The organism is Ciceribacter sp. RN22 (assembly GCF_024054295.1).
In the GTDB taxonomy this organism is placed as follows: domain Bacteria; phylum Pseudomonadota; class Alphaproteobacteria; order Rhizobiales; family Rhizobiaceae; genus Allorhizobium; species Allorhizobium lividum.
Window position 1 is genome coordinate 1,627,941 of record NZ_JAMXLD010000001.1, and the last position, 14,673, is coordinate 1,642,613.

General features: G+C 62.6%; 15 protein-coding genes and 1 tRNA gene. 8 read left to right on the top strand and 8 right to left on the bottom strand.

Annotated features, from left to right (window positions below; translation table 11 throughout):
- Positions 1-19 precede the first annotated feature (19 nt).
- Complete coding sequence (locus NHF53_RS08070; RefSeq protein ID WP_252833763.1) at positions 20-805, bottom strand: competence/damage-inducible protein A; 786 nt, start codon at positions 803-805, stop codon at positions 20-22.
- A 228-nt stretch (positions 806-1,033) separates the two neighbouring features.
- On the opposite strand from NHF53_RS08070, the gene wrbA reads away from it, so the two are divergent.
- From wrbA to NHF53_RS08085, 3 genes are all read left to right on the top strand, one after another.
- Positions 1,034-1,630, top strand: a complete 597-nt coding sequence (gene wrbA, locus NHF53_RS08075; protein WP_252833764.1) for an NAD(P)H:quinone oxidoreductase type IV — start codon at positions 1,034-1,036, stop codon at positions 1,628-1,630.
- A 146-nt stretch (positions 1,631-1,776) separates the two neighbouring features.
- On the top strand, positions 1,777-2,022 hold the full coding sequence (locus tag NHF53_RS08080) for a PilZ domain-containing protein (protein WP_112688484.1): 246 nt from the start codon (positions 1,777-1,779) through the stop codon (positions 2,020-2,022).
- Between the two features lie 100 nt (positions 2,023-2,122).
- Positions 2,123-2,207, top strand: a tRNA-Leu gene (locus NHF53_RS08085).
- Positions 2,208-2,228: 21 nt separating this feature from the next.
- Here the strand turns inward: NHF53_RS08085 and NHF53_RS08090 are convergent.
- Together NHF53_RS08090 and NHF53_RS08095 are read right to left on the bottom strand one after the other, a co-directional pair.
- On the bottom strand, positions 2,229-2,834 hold the full coding sequence (locus tag NHF53_RS08090) for a hypothetical protein (protein ID WP_252833765.1): 606 nt from the start codon (positions 2,832-2,834) through the stop codon (positions 2,229-2,231).
- 70 nt (positions 2,835-2,904) lie between these two features.
- Positions 2,905-4,359: a TrkH family potassium uptake protein gene (locus tag NHF53_RS08095; protein WP_252833766.1), complete on the bottom strand. Its 1,455-nt coding sequence runs from the start codon at positions 4,357-4,359 to the stop codon at positions 2,905-2,907.
- A gap of 98 nt (positions 4,360-4,457) precedes the next feature.
- Between NHF53_RS08095 and ilvA the strand changes: the two genes are divergently transcribed.
- A complete protein-coding gene (ilvA, locus tag NHF53_RS08100; protein ID WP_252833767.1) occupies positions 4,458-5,708 on the top strand; it encodes a threonine ammonia-lyase in 1,251 nt (416 codons plus the stop codon).
- Here ilvA and NHF53_RS08105 read toward each other — a convergent pair.
- Positions 5,701-6,747: a glycerophosphodiester phosphodiesterase family protein gene (locus tag NHF53_RS08105; RefSeq protein ID WP_252833768.1), complete on the bottom strand. Its 1,047-nt coding sequence runs from the start codon at positions 6,745-6,747 to the stop codon at positions 5,701-5,703. The two genes, ilvA and NHF53_RS08105, sit on opposite strands and share 8 nt — an antisense overlap.
- 101 nt (positions 6,748-6,848) lie before the next feature.
- On the opposite strand from NHF53_RS08105, the gene NHF53_RS08110 reads away from it, so the two are divergent.
- Together NHF53_RS08110 and NHF53_RS08115 are read left to right on the top strand one after the other, a co-directional pair.
- Positions 6,849-7,172, top strand: coding sequence for an HlyU family transcriptional regulator (locus NHF53_RS08110; protein WP_114363045.1), 324 nt, complete (start codon positions 6,849-6,851; stop codon positions 7,170-7,172).
- Between the two features lie 242 nt (positions 7,173-7,414).
- Positions 7,415-8,680 carry a diguanylate cyclase gene (locus tag NHF53_RS08115; RefSeq protein WP_252833769.1) on the top strand — a complete coding sequence of 422 codons (1,266 nt, stop codon included), beginning with the start codon at positions 7,415-7,417 and terminating at the stop codon, positions 8,678-8,680.
- Between the two features lie 27 nt (positions 8,681-8,707).
- On the opposite strand, the gene NHF53_RS08120 is transcribed toward NHF53_RS08115, so the two are convergent.
- The 3 genes from NHF53_RS08120 to NHF53_RS08130 form a co-directional block, all read right to left on the bottom strand.
- The gene (locus tag NHF53_RS08120; protein WP_252833770.1) at positions 8,708-10,693 is read right to left on the bottom strand and encodes a bifunctional 2',3'-cyclic-nucleotide 2'-phosphodiesterase/3'-nucleotidase; all 1,986 of its coding nucleotides are present in this window, start codon (positions 10,691-10,693) and stop codon (positions 8,708-8,710) included.
- Positions 10,694-10,924: 231 nt separating this feature from the next.
- Complete coding sequence (locus NHF53_RS08125) at positions 10,925-11,263, bottom strand: PilZ domain-containing protein (protein WP_114363048.1); 339 nt, start codon at positions 11,261-11,263, stop codon at positions 10,925-10,927.
- A gap of 93 nt (positions 11,264-11,356) precedes the next feature.
- A complete protein-coding gene (locus NHF53_RS08130; protein ID WP_252833771.1) occupies positions 11,357-11,818 on the bottom strand; it encodes an Lrp/AsnC family transcriptional regulator in 462 nt (153 codons plus the stop codon).
- A 155-nt stretch (positions 11,819-11,973) separates the two neighbouring features.
- On the opposite strand from NHF53_RS08130, the gene ald reads away from it, so the two are divergent.
- On the top strand, positions 11,974-13,092 hold the full coding sequence (ald, locus tag NHF53_RS08135) for an alanine dehydrogenase (RefSeq protein ID WP_114363050.1): 1,119 nt from the start codon (positions 11,974-11,976) through the stop codon (positions 13,090-13,092).
- 105 nt (positions 13,093-13,197) lie between these two features.
- Here ald and NHF53_RS08140 read toward each other — a convergent pair whose 3' ends face one another.
- Positions 13,198-13,668, bottom strand: a complete 471-nt coding sequence (locus NHF53_RS08140) for a DUF1203 domain-containing protein (RefSeq protein WP_252833772.1) — start codon at positions 13,666-13,668, stop codon at positions 13,198-13,200.
- A gap of 166 nt (positions 13,669-13,834) precedes the next feature.
- Here NHF53_RS08140 and NHF53_RS08145 point away from each other — a divergent pair, with 166 nt between their 5' ends.
- Positions 13,835-14,665 (top strand): DUF4344 domain-containing metallopeptidase, encoded by an 831-nt coding sequence (locus NHF53_RS08145; RefSeq protein WP_252833773.1) that lies wholly within the window; start codon positions 13,835-13,837, stop codon positions 14,663-14,665.
- Positions 14,666-14,673: the final 8 nt, after the last annotated feature.

A 14,673-nucleotide genomic window follows, 5' to 3' on the forward strand; every position in this document is an offset into this window, starting at 1 on the left:
CGCGACGAAGAAAGGTCGGTCAGACAGGTTCGGCCGGATGCCCTCGTTCGTCGTGAACGGACTGTTTTTTCTCTGTGATTTCCTCAATCATCGCAGTGATCGCTGCTGTCGCCGCCTCAAGCGAGGCCTTGTCGCGCGAGCGCACGACAAGTTCGGTCGAGAAGCGTTCGCCGTCAAACTTCGGATAGGAGCCGATACTGGCCGAAGGGTGCGCCTTCTGAACGGCCGCGAGCGCCGTGCCGATGTCACCCTCGCCGTAGGGGCAGAGAACGGCCTGCGAGAGGACCCGGGCGCCTGCCGGCAAGGTGGAGATCACCTTGTCCACCATAGCCTGGAAGACTTGCGGCACGCCGGCCATTACGTAGACATTGCCGATGATGAAGCCCGGTGCGGTCGAGACAGGGTTCGGGATGTGGCGGCTTCCCTCCGGCATGCGCGCCATGCGCTGGCGCGCCTCACTGAACTCCATGTTCCGGCGCGCATACATTTCGCCGAGCAGGCGCATGGCCTCGGCGTCATGGGTGCAGGCAACGCCAAACGCACGGGCGACGGCATCGGCAGTGATGTCGTCGTGGGTTGGTCCGATTCCGCCGGAAGTGAAGACATAGTCGTAACGAACGCGCAGCGCATCGAGCGCCTCGACGATCGCGTCCTCTTCATCCCCGACGATGCGGACTTCCTTCAGGTCGATGCCGGCGAGCGTCAAGACATCCGCGAGATGGCCGATGTTCTTGTCCTTCGTCCGTCCGGAGAGGAGTTCGTCGCCGATCGCGAGCATGGCGGCCGTCTTGATGTCGTCAGTCATGGAGGTTGTCCCGGAAGAGATGGTCATACCTATCTAGCGGGCCGTGCCCGGTTTGAGAAGCGCGCCGCAGCGACCTTCTCCACGAAAAGCCGGAAAGTCGTTCGCACGTGTCGTTGCGCTGGATGGTGAACACTGCGTCTCGCAGCCGTGATCTGTTCGTCGTCGGGCCGAGTGCTACATGGGGGATTAGACAAAACGGGTGATCGCCCACAACGAAGGAGATGTTTCGTGGCAAAGGTCCTGGTTCTTTATTATTCGTCTTACGGCCATATCGAAACCATGGCGTATGCCGTCGCCGAAGGCGCGAAGTCGGCCGGCGCGGACGTGACCGTCAAGCGCGTACCGGAACTCGTGCCCGAAGAGGTTGCCCGGTCCTCGCATTTCAAGCTCGACCAGAAGGCCGAGATCGCGACGGTCGACGAACTCGCCGACTACGATGCAATCATCGTCGGCGCCGGTACACGATTCGGCACCGTCGCCTCGCAGATGCGCAATTTCTGGGATCAGACCGGGGGCCTTTGGTTCAACGGCAAGCTGGTCGGCAAGGTCGGCTCGGTCTTCACCTCTTCCGCCACCCAGCATGGCGGGCAGGAATCGACGATCCTCGGCTTCATTCCGACGTTGCTGCACCACGGCATGGTCGTCGCCGGGCTCCCTTATGCCTTCCAGGGGCAGATGGGCGTGGAAGCGGTGAAGGGCGGATCGCCCTACGGTGCATCCACCATCACGGACGGCGACGGTTCCCGCCAGCCTTCGGAAATCGAGCTCGAAGCGGCGCGCTACCAGGGGGCTCACGTGGCACGCATTGCGACCAAGCTCGCCTGATATTCGGCTCTTCGACAATCGGGGCGCGGGGACAGGTTCCTCGCGCCTTTTTTGTTGGCCGGAACAACAATTCATACTGGCGAAATCCCCCGTACGTTGTATGAATCATGCGTGATATTTCACATAGACGGCGGGGATGCAAAGCAATGGACGACAAGAGGGCGGAGCCACGCCTGCGCTCGCTCAAGGGCGCACGGATCGTCTTCAACAACGGCTTTTCGACGATGGACTGCATGGCGCGAAATCTCTCGCCCGGCGGCGCCAAACTCGTGCTGCAATCGACTGTCGGTATTCCCGATTCCTTCGGTCTCAATTTCGAAGACGGCAGTCGTCACAACTGTTCCGTGCGCTGGCGCACGGCCACGGAGCTCGGCATTTCCTTCGAAGATTGAGACAGCCGCGGGCCTGCTCCTGCGAGCGGTCGCACTGGATACCTCAATCGTCGCGGGCACTCTTGACGAGTGCGAGCAACTCGTTGAAACAGGAGCCCGCGCGGACGTGGCGAAACTGGTAGACGCAAGGGACTTAAAATCCCTCGGAGCGATCCGTACGGGTTCGACCCCCGTCGTCCGCACCAACAGCAAGCGGCCTCGGTCTTCTATTGCGCAGCGAGCGTGAAGGGCTGCTCCACCTCGGCCGTGGTGCCGCCGACCGTATCCTTGATCGTATAGTGCAGCACGTAGTCGCCGGGGTCGGCACCGCTCACATCCAGCGTCAGATGCGTGAATATTTCCTGGTTCCGCACGAAGCCCGTAAAGGTGAAATTGCCGAAACTTTCCTGCGACGCAAGCGTCTGCCCGGAGGTGTCGGTGATCGCTAGGTCAACCGTGAAATTGGCCTGGCGCCTGCCATCTTCGACAGGTTTCCAGTCGAGGCCGAGGAGCTCGACATAGGTGACGAGCGGCTCGCCGGCCTTGAAGACCGAATTGGTCCTCTCGTCGTAGGCGCCGTAGGCAGAAGGCTTTCCGGTGACGAACACCGCCTTCTTGACCGTAAAGGGAAGCGTCATGGCGAAATCGGCAGTCGCTTCGGCCAGCGTCTCGTAAGCCCCGACGACATCGCCGGAGGCCGCTTTCTCTTCCGCAGCTTTTGCCGCGTCGGCCAGCGGGCCGGCTTCTGCCTGGAAACCTGCGAGCAGCAATGCGCAGAGAACGCCGCAAGTGCGGCGGAACCAACGGCGGTTCCAACTGCGAAGAATTGACATTTGAAAAGTCCTCCCGCGCCCGATGATTTCGAGAGTTCTTCCAAAAGAGCCGCCCGTCAAGAGGCCGTCTTCAGGTGCGCCAGAACATCGGCATCAGCAGCACGAGGACGGTCAGCACCTCGAGACGCCCAAGCAGCATCAGCAGCGAAAGCACATAGAGTGCGGGTTCGTTCAACGTCGAGAAGTTGCCGGCCGGACCGACGATCTCGCCGACGCCCGGGCCGACGTTGGAGAGCGCGGTGATCACCGAGGACGTCGACGTCAGGAGGTCGTATCCGAACGCACTCATCGCCAGGGAGCCGACGACCCACAGGAACAGATAGGCGCTGAAGAAGAGGAAGACCGTGCGCTGGGTGTCGGCATCCACCGTCTGGCTGCCGTAGCGGACGGAGTAGACGGCGTTGGGGTAGATGAGCTTTCGCAGGCCGATCATCACGATATTGGCGAGGATGACGAAGCGGTGGGACTTGATACCGCCCGCTGTCGAGCCCGAGCATCCGCCCATGAACGTGGCGAAGAAGGCGGCCATCACCACGAATGGTCCCCAGAGCGTATAGTCCTGGCTGGCAAAGCCCGTCGTCGAGAGTACAGACGAGAAGTTGAAGAAGGAGTGGGTGAGGGCCGAGGCGAATTCCACTCCATTCATGAGGTGGTTGTAGACCGCGGTCGCGACGGAGAAGACGCCAAGATAGGCAATGAAGACGCCGATCTGCGGGTCACGCAGCGCATCGAGCCGCCCCCGCACGATGAACACGATCAGGATCGAGAAGGGCAGACTGCAGACGGTCATGAAGAATGTCGAGACCCACAGCAGGAGCCCGCTTCTGAAATAGGCGAACGAGGCATCGTGGGTCGAGAACCCGCCGGTGGCGACGGTGGTCAGCGCATGGTTGATCGCGTCGAAGTGGCTCATTCCGGCGAAGTCGTAGGCGATGGTGCAGAGCAGCGTTATGCCGAGGTAGATCGCGAAGAAGGCCCGGGTAAAGCTCGCGAGGCGCGCGAACGGCTTGTCGGCGATATCGGAGGATTCCATCTTGAAGAAAGACATGCCGCCGACCCTCAGGAACGGCAGCACGAACAGGCCGAGGGCGACGATGCCGATGCCGCCGAGCCATTGCAGCAGCGACCGCCAGACCAGCAGGCCCGGCGGCATGTGATCGAGCCCGGCCATGACGGTGGAACCGGTGGTCGTCACTGCCGACACCGATTCGAACAGCGCCTGCGCAAAGCCGGTGACCTGCCCGGAGAACAGAATCGGCAGAGCGCCGACCACCGAAAAGACGGTCCAGAGCAGGTTGACCAGCAGGAAGCCCAGCCGTTTGGTGAAGACCGGCGGTGGACAGCGCGTTGCCATCGCCGTCATCAGCGAGAGCCCGCCGACCATGAACGAGCAGAGCGCAAAGATCTGCCAGTCGGAATGGCCGTAGTAGAGGTCCACAATGGCGGGGATGAGCATCGCCGTCGCAAGATAGAGACCGCAGATGGCGGCGATGTATATCGAGAAGCGGAAAAGGCTTGCGTTCAATGAGGGCTCCCGTTCGCGGTGCCGCGGAAAGAACCTTTGTCTCCGCAATGGGCATATGCCATAGCGGGAGAAGCGCAATTTTTCAATGGATGGATGACGTGACGCGCAACGACGTGCGGGCGGCCGCAGAAGCCATGCGGGAGATCTTCCCGGTAACTCCCCTGCAGTTCAACGAGCACTTGAGTGCACGGCTCGGGGCAAGGGTCTACCTGAAACGGGAAGACCTGACGCCGGTCCGTTCCTACAAGATTCGTGGTGCCTTCAACTTCTTCCGCAAGGTCATCGCCGCAGGCGGCGGCAATACCACCTTCGTCTGCGCGTCGGCCGGCAATCACGCCCAGGGCTTTGCGTTCGTGTGCCGTCATTTCGGTGTCCCGGGCGTGGTCTTCATGCCGGTGACGACGCCGCAGCAGAAGATCGACAAGACCCGCATCTTCGGCGGCGAGTTCATCACCATCCGCCTTTTCGGCGACATCTTCGACCAGTGCTACGCGGCCGCCCGCGAGCATGTCGAGGCGATCGGCGGCCATATGGTCCCGCCGTTCGACGACGCCGACATCATCGAGGGGCAGGCGACGGTCGCCGCCGAAATCGAGGAGCAATTGCCGGAAGGCGAAAAGGTCGATCTCCTGGCCATTCCGGTCGGCGGAGGCGGTCTGTCGTCCGGCATAACCGGCTATCTTTCCGACACGCTGCCGCCGGAGGCCTTCCTGCTTGCCGAGCCCGCGGGTGCGCCGAGCCTCAGGAAGAGCCTCGAGGCAGGCGAGGTGGTGACGCTCGCCAAGGTCGACAATTTCGTCGACGGTGCGGCGGTCGCCCGGATCGGCGATCTCAATTTCGCAGCGCTCAGGCACTTTGCTCCCGAACAGGTACGGGTGGTGCCGGAAAATGCCATCTGCGTCACGATCACCGACATGTTGAACATCGAAGGCGTGGTTCTCGAACCAGCCGGCGCACTGTCGATCGCGGCCCTCGACCTCATGCCGCGCGAAGCGATCGCGGGCAAGACCGTGGTGGCGATCGTCACCGGCGGCAACTTCGACTTCGAACGCCTGCCGGACGTCAAGGAGCGGGCGATGCGCTATGCGGGCCTGAAGAAGTACTTCATCCTGCGGCTACCGCAGCGCCCCGGCGCACTGCGCGATTTCCTGAACCTGCTCGGACCCGACGACGACATCGCCCGCTTCGAGTATCTGAAGAAGTCGGCGCGCAATTTCGGTTCCATCCTGATCGGCATCGAGACGAAGGACCGGCGGAACTTCCAGGAACTCGTCGGCCGCTTCGAAGGGGCGGGGCTCGGCTTCGAGGACATCACGGAGAACGAGATTCTCGCCAATCTCATCATCTGACGGTGGGAGAGGGCGGGGCGCCGAAACGGCATTCGCCGCCGGCCGCGCCGGACTTTGCACAGAAGCCGCTTTCCTCGGCGTAGGTCCGGGCCTTTTCGATCCGGTTGGTCCAGATGAAGCCCGGGAAGCCGGCGGGCACCATGCGCCACGTCGCGACGTCATCGATGCCGGCGCTGCCGGTATCGCCTTTCTCGTAGGCTCCGAGCAGGATGACGTCGGAGCCGGCCGCCTGCATGCGGTTGTAGAATTTCTCCGGCCAGCCCCACAGCAGGAAGGCGTAATTGACCGGCACGGGCACGAGCGTATCGCGGCAAGCCTCGGGCACGTAGCCGCTCCAGCCGAGTGCGAGGTAGCCGAGCAGGCAGTCCTTGGCGCTCCGCGCCGTGTAGCCCTTGAGGCCCGGCGTTGCCGCAATTGCGGCTTCGGTCGGCTCGCCGCCGCCATAAACGGCAAACACGGCCTTGCGATAGGCGGGGTGCGAGGTCAGCAATCGGGCGAGAGCATCGCCCTCTTCGGCGCGGCGGCTCTTGAAGTTCACGAGAAAGCGGCCCTCCGGCAGCGCATCGAGAGCCTCGGTCAGTGTCGGCATCATGCCGATGCCCTGGCCGCGGAAGGGAAACGTCTTGCCGCCATCCGCGGTATAGCCGTGGCCGATGTCCAACTGCTTGAGCCGCGTCATTGGCGTGTCCTCGGTGACCCCGTTCGCCTCGGTCCGGCAGTCGAGCGTCCAGTCGTGGAAGACGGCGAAAGCACCGTCGGGCGTCAGGTGCACGTCGAGCTCCACCACGGCGGCGCCGGCATCGAAGGCAGCGCGCATCGAAGGAACGGTGTTTTCGAGGAATGCGTGTTCGGGCGGACGGATGCGGCCTGCCGTACAGGTTTCGGCGGTAAGCCCCTCACGGTCGAACATCTGGTGTTGGCCGCGATGGGCGAGCAGGCGCGGCGCCTCTCTCTCGGGAAAGCGCGAAAACAGGCTGGTGTTCACACCCCAGAGGAGGGCGATCACCGCGGTCGAGGCGATCAAGGCGATGCGAATCATGGTGTCTCCCGGAGCGCGTTCGCCACGAGCCTTGCTCCAATTCCGGCATTTCGGTGGTCAGGGGCCTTCTTCGTGCCGCGCGGATATGCTAACGAGGGCGCATGGCATCGTTTTTCTCGAACATCTTTTCGGCCTTCTCCGGCGCGTCCAAGGACAAGGCTGCCCCGACGGCCACCGCCGAACCTCAGGCCCATGCCGGCTGCACCATTCATGCCGCTCCGATCCGTGAAGGAAGCCAGTATCGCCTGGCCGGCCGCATCGAAAAGGTGGTCGACGGGGAAACGCTGGAGCGCACCTTCATCCGGGCGGATGTCTTCACCTCCGCCGATGATGCTCTCGAATGCACCTTCCGCAAGGCGCGCCAGATCATCGATCAGAACGGAACGGCTCTCTTCGCAGACGGCGTCAGGTCGCGTCCGGTCTGAAGGCCGGCGCTCGATCCCTCGGTTTATTCCTGCTTTGATCGCGGCGACGGTTTTGTCGCAAAACAGTCGACGGATTTGGACGTTCTTCGCGTTTTGCGGCTTGCGCGAAGCCGAGCTTCGAATCCAAGACTACCCCGGAGTATAGCGACTCAAGGCGCATTCGGCGTACCGGAGCGAGGGGCTGCGTGGCAACCACCACGGTTCGACCGTAGGAATGTTGCCGGAGAAGAGGGGCAAAGGGGATGAACCAGGGCACGAATCTTGCGCTCTTCGTGGTCGAGGCGGTGTTGTACTTCACTCTGCTGACCACGCTCCTTCATTTTCGCCACCGCATCGGTCTCGGTGTGTTCCTGACCGCGCTCGGCGTCATGCACTTCGTTGAGACCTATCTGGCCGCCGTCTTCTACGTCGACTTGCCGATCGGTGTCGTCTCGCCGGGCTCGTCGATCTTCTTCGCAGGCAAGCTGGTGATGATCCTGATGCTCTACATCAAGGAGGACGCCGCAACGGTTCGCCAGCCGATCTACGGCCTGTTCATCGGCAATGCCGTAACCCTGCTCATCGCCCAGTTCCTGCTGCTCCACCACACGGTGTCGCTTACGCCGGGACAGACGGCGGACGTGGCTTTTCTCCGTGAGATGGGCCTGCTGATGCTCTGGGGAACGGCCCTTCTCTATATCGATTCGCTTGCGATCATCCTGCTCTACGAACGGATCGGTCGACTGTTCCCCGGACCGACGATCACCAGGATCGCCGCAAGCAGCACGCTCGTGCTCACCTTCGACCAGGTCGGTTTCTACGGCTTGCTCGCCTATCTCTACGATGCGCCGGCGGCCGTGTTCTGGGGCGGCTGGAAAGCCAAGATGGTGGCGGCGCTTCTCTATTCGGCGATGTTTGCGCTTTATCAGATGTTCTTTCGTGACCCCGGCATGGTGCTTGCGCGCCGTCCGATCCGGGACATCTTCACCGACCTGACCTTTCGCGAGCGCTACGAGGACCTGCTGGCCCGGACCGGGCGCGATGTTCTCACCGGCGCCTTCGACCGGGGGCGCATGGAGATCGAAGCGCCACGCCTGCTGCGGGAATCAGCCGAGCGCCGCAAGGCGCTCAGTGTTGCGATCGTCGACGTCGATCATTTCAAGGCGGTGAACGACCGTTTCGGCCATCTCCACGGGGACAGCGTGCTTCGCGAGGTGGCCGACGAACTGCATCGCGGCACCCGCACCGGCGACCTGCTGTTTCGTTACGGCGGGGAAGAATTCGTCATCGTCCTGCCGGAGGCCAATCACGCCGACGCGATGCTGATCTCGGAGCGGATGCGGCAGGAGATCGCCGCGGGGATCCGCGACCATGGCGGTGAGCCGATTACCGTCAGCATCGGCGTCGCGACGGCACCGGAGGACGGCGCGAACTTCACCAGCCTCCTCGCGGCCGCCGACAACCGCCTCTACCGGGCGAAGAATGCCGGCCGCAACCGCACGGAAGGAAGGCCGGACAGCGGCGTCTGAGCACGCCGCCGGTTTCTTGCCCGAACGTCAGAGGATCAGCCGGAACTTGGCAAATCCTTCTGCGCCGTCGCCTGCATCCTCGATCTTCGCGCCCTTGATGTCCTTGGCGTATTGCCGACCCTTCGGCCCCGTCTCGAAGATCGCCGTGGCGCCCTGGTTCGGGGCGAAGGACCAGTTGCCGTCGGCCGACGGATTGATCTGGCCTTGGTCGACAATGTAGCGGACGATCACGTCGCGGTTTGTGTCCGGAGCGACGAAGATCACCTTGTCGGCTGCGATTTCCGGGAACTTGCCGCCGCCGCCGGCACGATAGTTGTTGGTCGCTACCACGAACTTTCGGCCGGGATCGATCGGCTGGCCGCCAAACTGCAGGTTGACGATGCGGTTGGCTTCCGGATTGATGACCTTGCCGTCGCCGTCGTATTTCGGCGGCTGTGAGAGGTCGATCTGGTAGGTGACCCCGTCGATCACGTCGAAATTGTAGGACGGGAAGTGCGGGTTGAGGAGCGGTGCGTCCTTCGCACCGGGCTCCACCTGGTTGAACATCCCCGCCGACATTTCGAGCCAGTTCTTGACCTGCTCGCCGGTCACCAGCACCGCCTGCACCGTGTTCGGATAGAGATAGAGGTCGGCGACGTTCTTGATCGCGACGTCACCGGCGGCCACGTCGGTATAGTATTCCGGACCACCGCGTCCGCCCGCCTTGAAGGGGGCAGCGGCCGAAAGGATCGGATAGTCCTTGTATTCGGACTCCTTCAGCATGTCGCGGATGTACCAGGTCTGCGCGTTCGAGACGATCTGTACCGAAGGGTCGTCCGCGACGAGCGCGAAATAGGAGTAGAGCGGCGCCGAGGTCTTGCCGACCGGCGTTCGGACATATTGCAGCGTGGCCTCGTGCTCGGCGCTGACGGAGGCGACGATCTCCGGTTTGTCGGAGACGTCGGCGATGACCTTCCGGTTGTCGTCGCGATGGTAGATCGGTCGCGCCTCGCATGTAAAGTCGACGATCTTCCAGCTCGCGCCGTCCTTTTCCAGCAGGAGGTCGATGAGCCCCAGATGTGAGCCCCAGAAGCCTCCCATCACCGCCGGCTTGCCGAGCAACGTACCCTTGACCGGGTCGGCGCCGGGTACGTCGTCCCAGGTCTTGGGACCGGGGAAGACGAGGTGCTGGTGGCCGGTGAAGACTGCGTCGATACCGGCGACGCCGGCGAGATAGAGCGAGGCGTTCTCCATGCGCTCGCTCTGGCCGTGCCCGTCGATGCCGGAATGCGAAAGTGCGACGACGATGTCAGCGCCGTCCTCCTTCATCACTGGAATCCAGGCGCGCGCCGCCTCGACGATGTCGCGGGTCTGCGCCCGGCCGTCGAGGTTCTTGGCGTCCCACACCATGATCTGCGGCGGAACGAAGCCGATGAAGCCGATGCGGATCGGGCTCTCGTTGCCGGCGCCGTCTCTGATCTTCCGGTCGAGAATGGTGTAGGGCTTGAAGTGGAGCTCGTCCTTCGTCGGATCTTCGGCCAGCATGCCCTTCGTAAGGTTCGCGCAGACGATCGGGAAGTTCGCCCCGCCCAGCGTGTTGAACATGAAGTCGAGGCCGTAGTTGAACTCGTGGTTGCCGAGCGTGCCGCAGTCGTAGCCGAGCACGTTCATCGCCTTGATGATCGGATGCAGGTCCCCGGCCTTCATGCCCTTTTCATAGGCCATGTAATCGCCCATCGGATTGCCCTGCAGCAGGTCGCCGTTGTCGATCAGCATCGAGTTTCCGGCCTCAGCGCGGATCGAATCGATGATTGCGGCTGTGCGGGCAAGTCCCATCGTGTCGTTCGGCTTGTCGGCATAATAGTCGTACGGCATCACGTTGACGTGGATGTCCGTCGTCTCCATCAGTCGCAGGTGCGCCTGGTTGCCGTTCGCCCGGGCCGCGAAGGGATGGAGCACGATGAGGGCGGTGGTCGCTGCAAAGCCTCCGAGGAGGCTGCGTCGGGAAATGGGATGCAGATCAGACAGGGACATGTGGGGTCTTCCTCCGGTGGCTGTCCTCGCGACGGGCAAGACTAGAGCCGTTTGGGCACAACTGCATCCAGAAAATGACAGGCATGTGTCAGTTGTACCCCTGGCTTGTGGGCAGCAGCGGACATCACCTTTCGAAGGCGCACAAACGGCACAACATACGGGCGCCGTCGCGCCGAATCCGGCGAGCGTGATTCTTCGCTGGCGCGATGCGCAACGTTATGGACTTGCCGTTCAGCGGGTGAGGACGGGCCGGACTTCCTTGTGGAAGTGCCGGAAATAGGCGGACATCTGGGCAAGCGCATTGCTCGTGCGCAGAACCTCGACCCCGAGACGGCTTGCCCTGCGCCAGCGCACGGTCGCCTCGATCAGCCCGAGATGGTCGTTCTGGATCTGCACGGTACTGCCCGCGGCGGCATGAAACGGCGTGGCGAGTTCGAGCGCGAGCCCCGTGCGTGAAACGTCGACCATCCGCGCCGCAGCTTCCTGCTGCAAATACCTGACCTTGCTGTCGACACGGCACCGCTGCCGCGGCGAGCGGCGCGTCTCCATGTTCAGGTTGGACTTCTTCATGGTTCCTCCGGGAATGTTGCCTTCGACACGCAACCTTAGGAGGAGTTCTTTGCCGGACGTTGAATTCTGCCGCTAAAATTGTTGCTATATGCGTCAAAGGCCGACATTCGGCCGGTCGATGATTTCGCGGAGCGCAAAGCTGGAGTTGATCTTCACCACATGCGGCAGGGCCGACAACCAATCGCGATGGATGCGCTCGTAATCCTCGAGGTCCTTGGCCGCGACGCGAAGGATATAGTCGTATTCTCCCGACATCAGATAACAGACGAGGACGTTCGGGCACCGCTTCACTGCTGCCTCGAAATCGGAAAGCGTTTTCGCGAACTGACCCGAAAGTGAGATGTGCACGATTGCGATCATCTTGTATTCGAGTACCTTGTTCGACAGCCGCGCGTGATAGCCGCTGATCACACCCGAGCGTTCGAGGATGTCGTGGCGCCGCGAACAGGCGGAGGCGCTCAGCCCGACCTTTTCGGCGAGCTCAGCGTTGGTCATGCGACCGTTTTGCTGAAGTGCCTTCAAAATCGCAAAATCAATCGCGTCTAGTTCCTGCATTCGAATATCCTTCGATGAATCTGTCTTTGCGTGCAATAATGCGCGAAATTAATGCTGGTCAAAATTGAAATTTGCAAGGACATTTTGCGTCTTCGGTGTTTCAAATTCGGGGTCAAATCACCCGTGGCGAAAACGCCGGCAAGAGAGGAACGAAAATGCTCGTAGGCTGCCCCAAGGAAATCAAGAATCACGAGTACCGGGTCGGGCTGACCCCCGGTGCCGTCCGCGAATACGTGGCGCACGGCCACAAGGTGCTGATCGAGACAGGCGCGGGCGGCGGCATCGGCGCCGACGACAATGCCTACATCGCGGCGGGTGCCGAGATCGTCGCCTCGGCCAAGGACATCTTCACCCGTGCCGACATGGTCGTGAAGGTCAAGGAACCGCAGCCGTCGGAATGGTCGCAGCTGCGTGAAGGCCAGATCCTCTACACCTATCTCCACCTCGCTCCCGATCCGGAACAGACGAAGGGCCTGCTCGAATCCGGTGTAACGGCCGTCGCCTACGAAACCGTGACCGACGAGCGCGGTGGCCTTCCGCTGCTCGCTCCGATGTCTGAAGTCGCCGGTCGTCTGGCGATCCAGGCAGGGGCCACCGCGCTGCAGAAGGCGCATGGCGGCCGCGGCGTGTTGCTCGGCGGCGTTCCGGGCGTGCTTCCGGGCAAGGTCACCGTCATCGGTGGTGGCGTCGTCGGCCTGCATTCCGCGCGCATGGCGGCCGGCCTCGGTGCCGAAGTCACCATCATCGACCGCTCGCTGCCGCGCCTGCGCCAGCTCGACGACATCTTCGCCGGCCGCGTGCGCACGCTCTATTCGACGATTGACAGCCTCGAACAGGCCGTCTTCGCCGCCGACCTCGTGATCGGTGCCGTGCTGATCCCGGGCGCCGCCGCGCCGAAGCTCGTCACCCGCGAAATGCTCTCGGGCATGAAGAAGGGCGCGGTCATCGTCGATGTCGCCATCGACCAGGGCGGCTGCTTCGAGACCTCGCATGCGACGACGCATTCGCATCCGACCTACGAAGTCGACGGCGTCGTGCATTACTGCGTCGCCAACATGCCCGGCGCGGTGCCGGTAACATCGACCGAGGCGCTGAACAACGCCACGCTCATGCACGGCCTGGCGCTCGCCGACCGCGGCCTGCGTGCTCTCGCCGAAGACCGACACCTGCGCAACGGCCTCAACGTGCATCGCGGACGCATCACCAACCGGCCGGTCGCGGAAGCGCTCGGCTACGAGATGCACGCGCCGGAGATGGTGCTGAACGTCGCGTAACGTAAGCCTGCGCCTCGGCGTAGACATTCCGTAACGTTAAGACGACAGGACGTTCCTGCAGGCATCACGACCGGCCAGTCTCTGGCCGGTCGTTTCCGTTAACGCTCATGCCCGGTCGATGCGGCACTGGTAACAGTTGGTGGCAGTCGATCGGACGTGCACGTAAGCAATGTCGTCCCGTTCGAGAAGTTCGGCGGCATACCGCCTGATCTCCTCGCGCGGCACGACGGCGCCGGAACCGTAGACGATCCGGTCGTTATCGCCGTAGCCGCGCAGGATGTAGCTCGGGTGCCGCAGGATCGGCGGTAGTGTATCTCCGCCGTCGTAACGCTCGCAGGCCTCGGCATGCAGGAAGATCGGCCCGGTCTCCGCGTAGGGCTGAAGTGCGGGGAAGGGGCGGTGTGCCAGCGTGAGATAAGGCTCGCCGGCGCCGACCAGCCGCAGGCAGTGACGGCAGGGAACGCCGTCGCCGTCGGAAACGCGTCGCTCCGGGGCGAGGCCATAGGCGTCGACCCCTCCCTCGCGATAGCCGGCTGCGGTGGTGGACGATAAGGCGGAAAACTGGATCATGGACATGGTGTCTCCTTTCGATGCCGCCATTTTCCGACATCGCCGTTCCCAGACCACCCGTTTCCTGCCGACTTGTGAAGAACTCAGCCCAAATTTGGCTATTTCCGCAGATTGCCGCCGCGTGGCCGGATGCACTATGCAATGAATTCGGGCTGTAGAATTCGGGGGAATTATGCTCAGAAAACTAATGTGTGCGGCGCTCGCCTGTGTCGCGTTTGCTGTACCTCATGCCGCGCGGGCGGAAGAGGTGCTCGATCTTGGCAAACTCAACGACGAGCAGATGACCGAGGCGATCAATTTCGTCACGGGCAACGCGATCTTCGTTCTTTTCCACGAAGCCGGCCACATGCTGGTTTCCGAACTCGGCGTGCCGGTTCTCGGCCGTGAGGAAGACGCCGTCGATGCGTTGTCGTCGATCCTGCTTCTCGAGGCTCATGACGAGACGCTCGACCAGGCGATCACGGATTCGGCGGACGGCTGGTTCCTCGCAAGCGACAAGAGTGCCGAGAACGGTGACGAGCTCGCCTTCTGGGACAGTCACGGGCTCGACGAGCAGCGTGCCTACCAGATGGTCTGCATGATGGTCGGCAACGACGCCGAGGGCTTCAAGCAGTTTGCGGACTCGATCGACTTCCCGCAGGAGCGGCGTGAGGAATGCGCCGTCGAATACGCCCAGACGGCCCAGAGCTGGGTGAGCGTGCTTGCACCCTACAACAGGACCGACGGCAAGAAGGCCGACATGAAGGTGACCTATGAAAAGGTCGCCGACGAGGAACTCGCGGCCTATGCCTCTATGATCCAGTCGGCAGGACTGCTCGAGGTCGTGCGCGACGTGTTCGCCGAGAGCTACAACCTGAAGGACGGAATCCGCGTGACGGCCAAGGCCTGCGGCCAGCCGAATGCCTTCTGGCATCCGGGCGAACGCGAGCTCACCTATTGCTACGAGCTTGCACAGATGCACATGACGCTGATCGCCGACTATCTGCTCAACAAGGCGGAATGACGGAACCG

Excerpts from the sequence above, each read along its gene's own strand:
- NHF53_RS08070 (WP_252833763.1), bottom strand. The coding sequence starts at position 805 with ATGACTGACGACATCAAGACGGCCGCCATGCTCGCGATCGGCGACGAA.
- NHF53_RS08080 (WP_112688484.1), top strand. The coding sequence starts at position 1,777 with ATGGACGACAAGAGGGCGGAGCCACGCCTGCGCTCGCTCAAGGGCGCA.
- NHF53_RS08090 (WP_252833765.1), bottom strand. The coding sequence starts at position 2,834 with ATGTCAATTCTTCGCAGTTGGAACCGCCGTTGGTTCCGCCGCACTTGC.
- NHF53_RS08105 (WP_252833768.1), bottom strand. The coding sequence starts at position 6,747 with ATGATTCGCATCGCCTTGATCGCCTCGACCGCGGTGATCGCCCTCCTC.
- NHF53_RS08110 (WP_114363045.1), top strand. The coding sequence starts at position 6,849 with ATGGCATCGTTTTTCTCGAACATCTTTTCGGCCTTCTCCGGCGCGTCC.
- NHF53_RS08115 (WP_252833769.1), top strand. The coding sequence starts at position 7,415 with ATGAACCAGGGCACGAATCTTGCGCTCTTCGTGGTCGAGGCGGTGTTG.
- NHF53_RS08120 (WP_252833770.1), bottom strand. The coding sequence starts at position 10,693 with ATGTCCCTGTCTGATCTGCATCCCATTTCCCGACGCAGCCTCCTCGGA.
- NHF53_RS08125 (WP_114363048.1), bottom strand. The coding sequence starts at position 11,263 with ATGAAGAAGTCCAACCTGAACATGGAGACGCGCCGCTCGCCGCGGCAG.
- NHF53_RS08130 (WP_252833771.1), bottom strand. The coding sequence starts at position 11,818 with ATGCAGGAACTAGACGCGATTGATTTTGCGATTTTGAAGGCACTTCAG.
- ald (WP_114363050.1), top strand. The coding sequence starts at position 11,974 with ATGCTCGTAGGCTGCCCCAAGGAAATCAAGAATCACGAGTACCGGGTC.
- NHF53_RS08140 (WP_252833772.1), bottom strand. The coding sequence starts at position 13,668 with ATGTCCATGATCCAGTTTTCCGCCTTATCGTCCACCACCGCAGCCGGC.
- NHF53_RS08145 (WP_252833773.1), top strand. The coding sequence starts at position 13,835 with ATGCTCAGAAAACTAATGTGTGCGGCGCTCGCCTGTGTCGCGTTTGCT.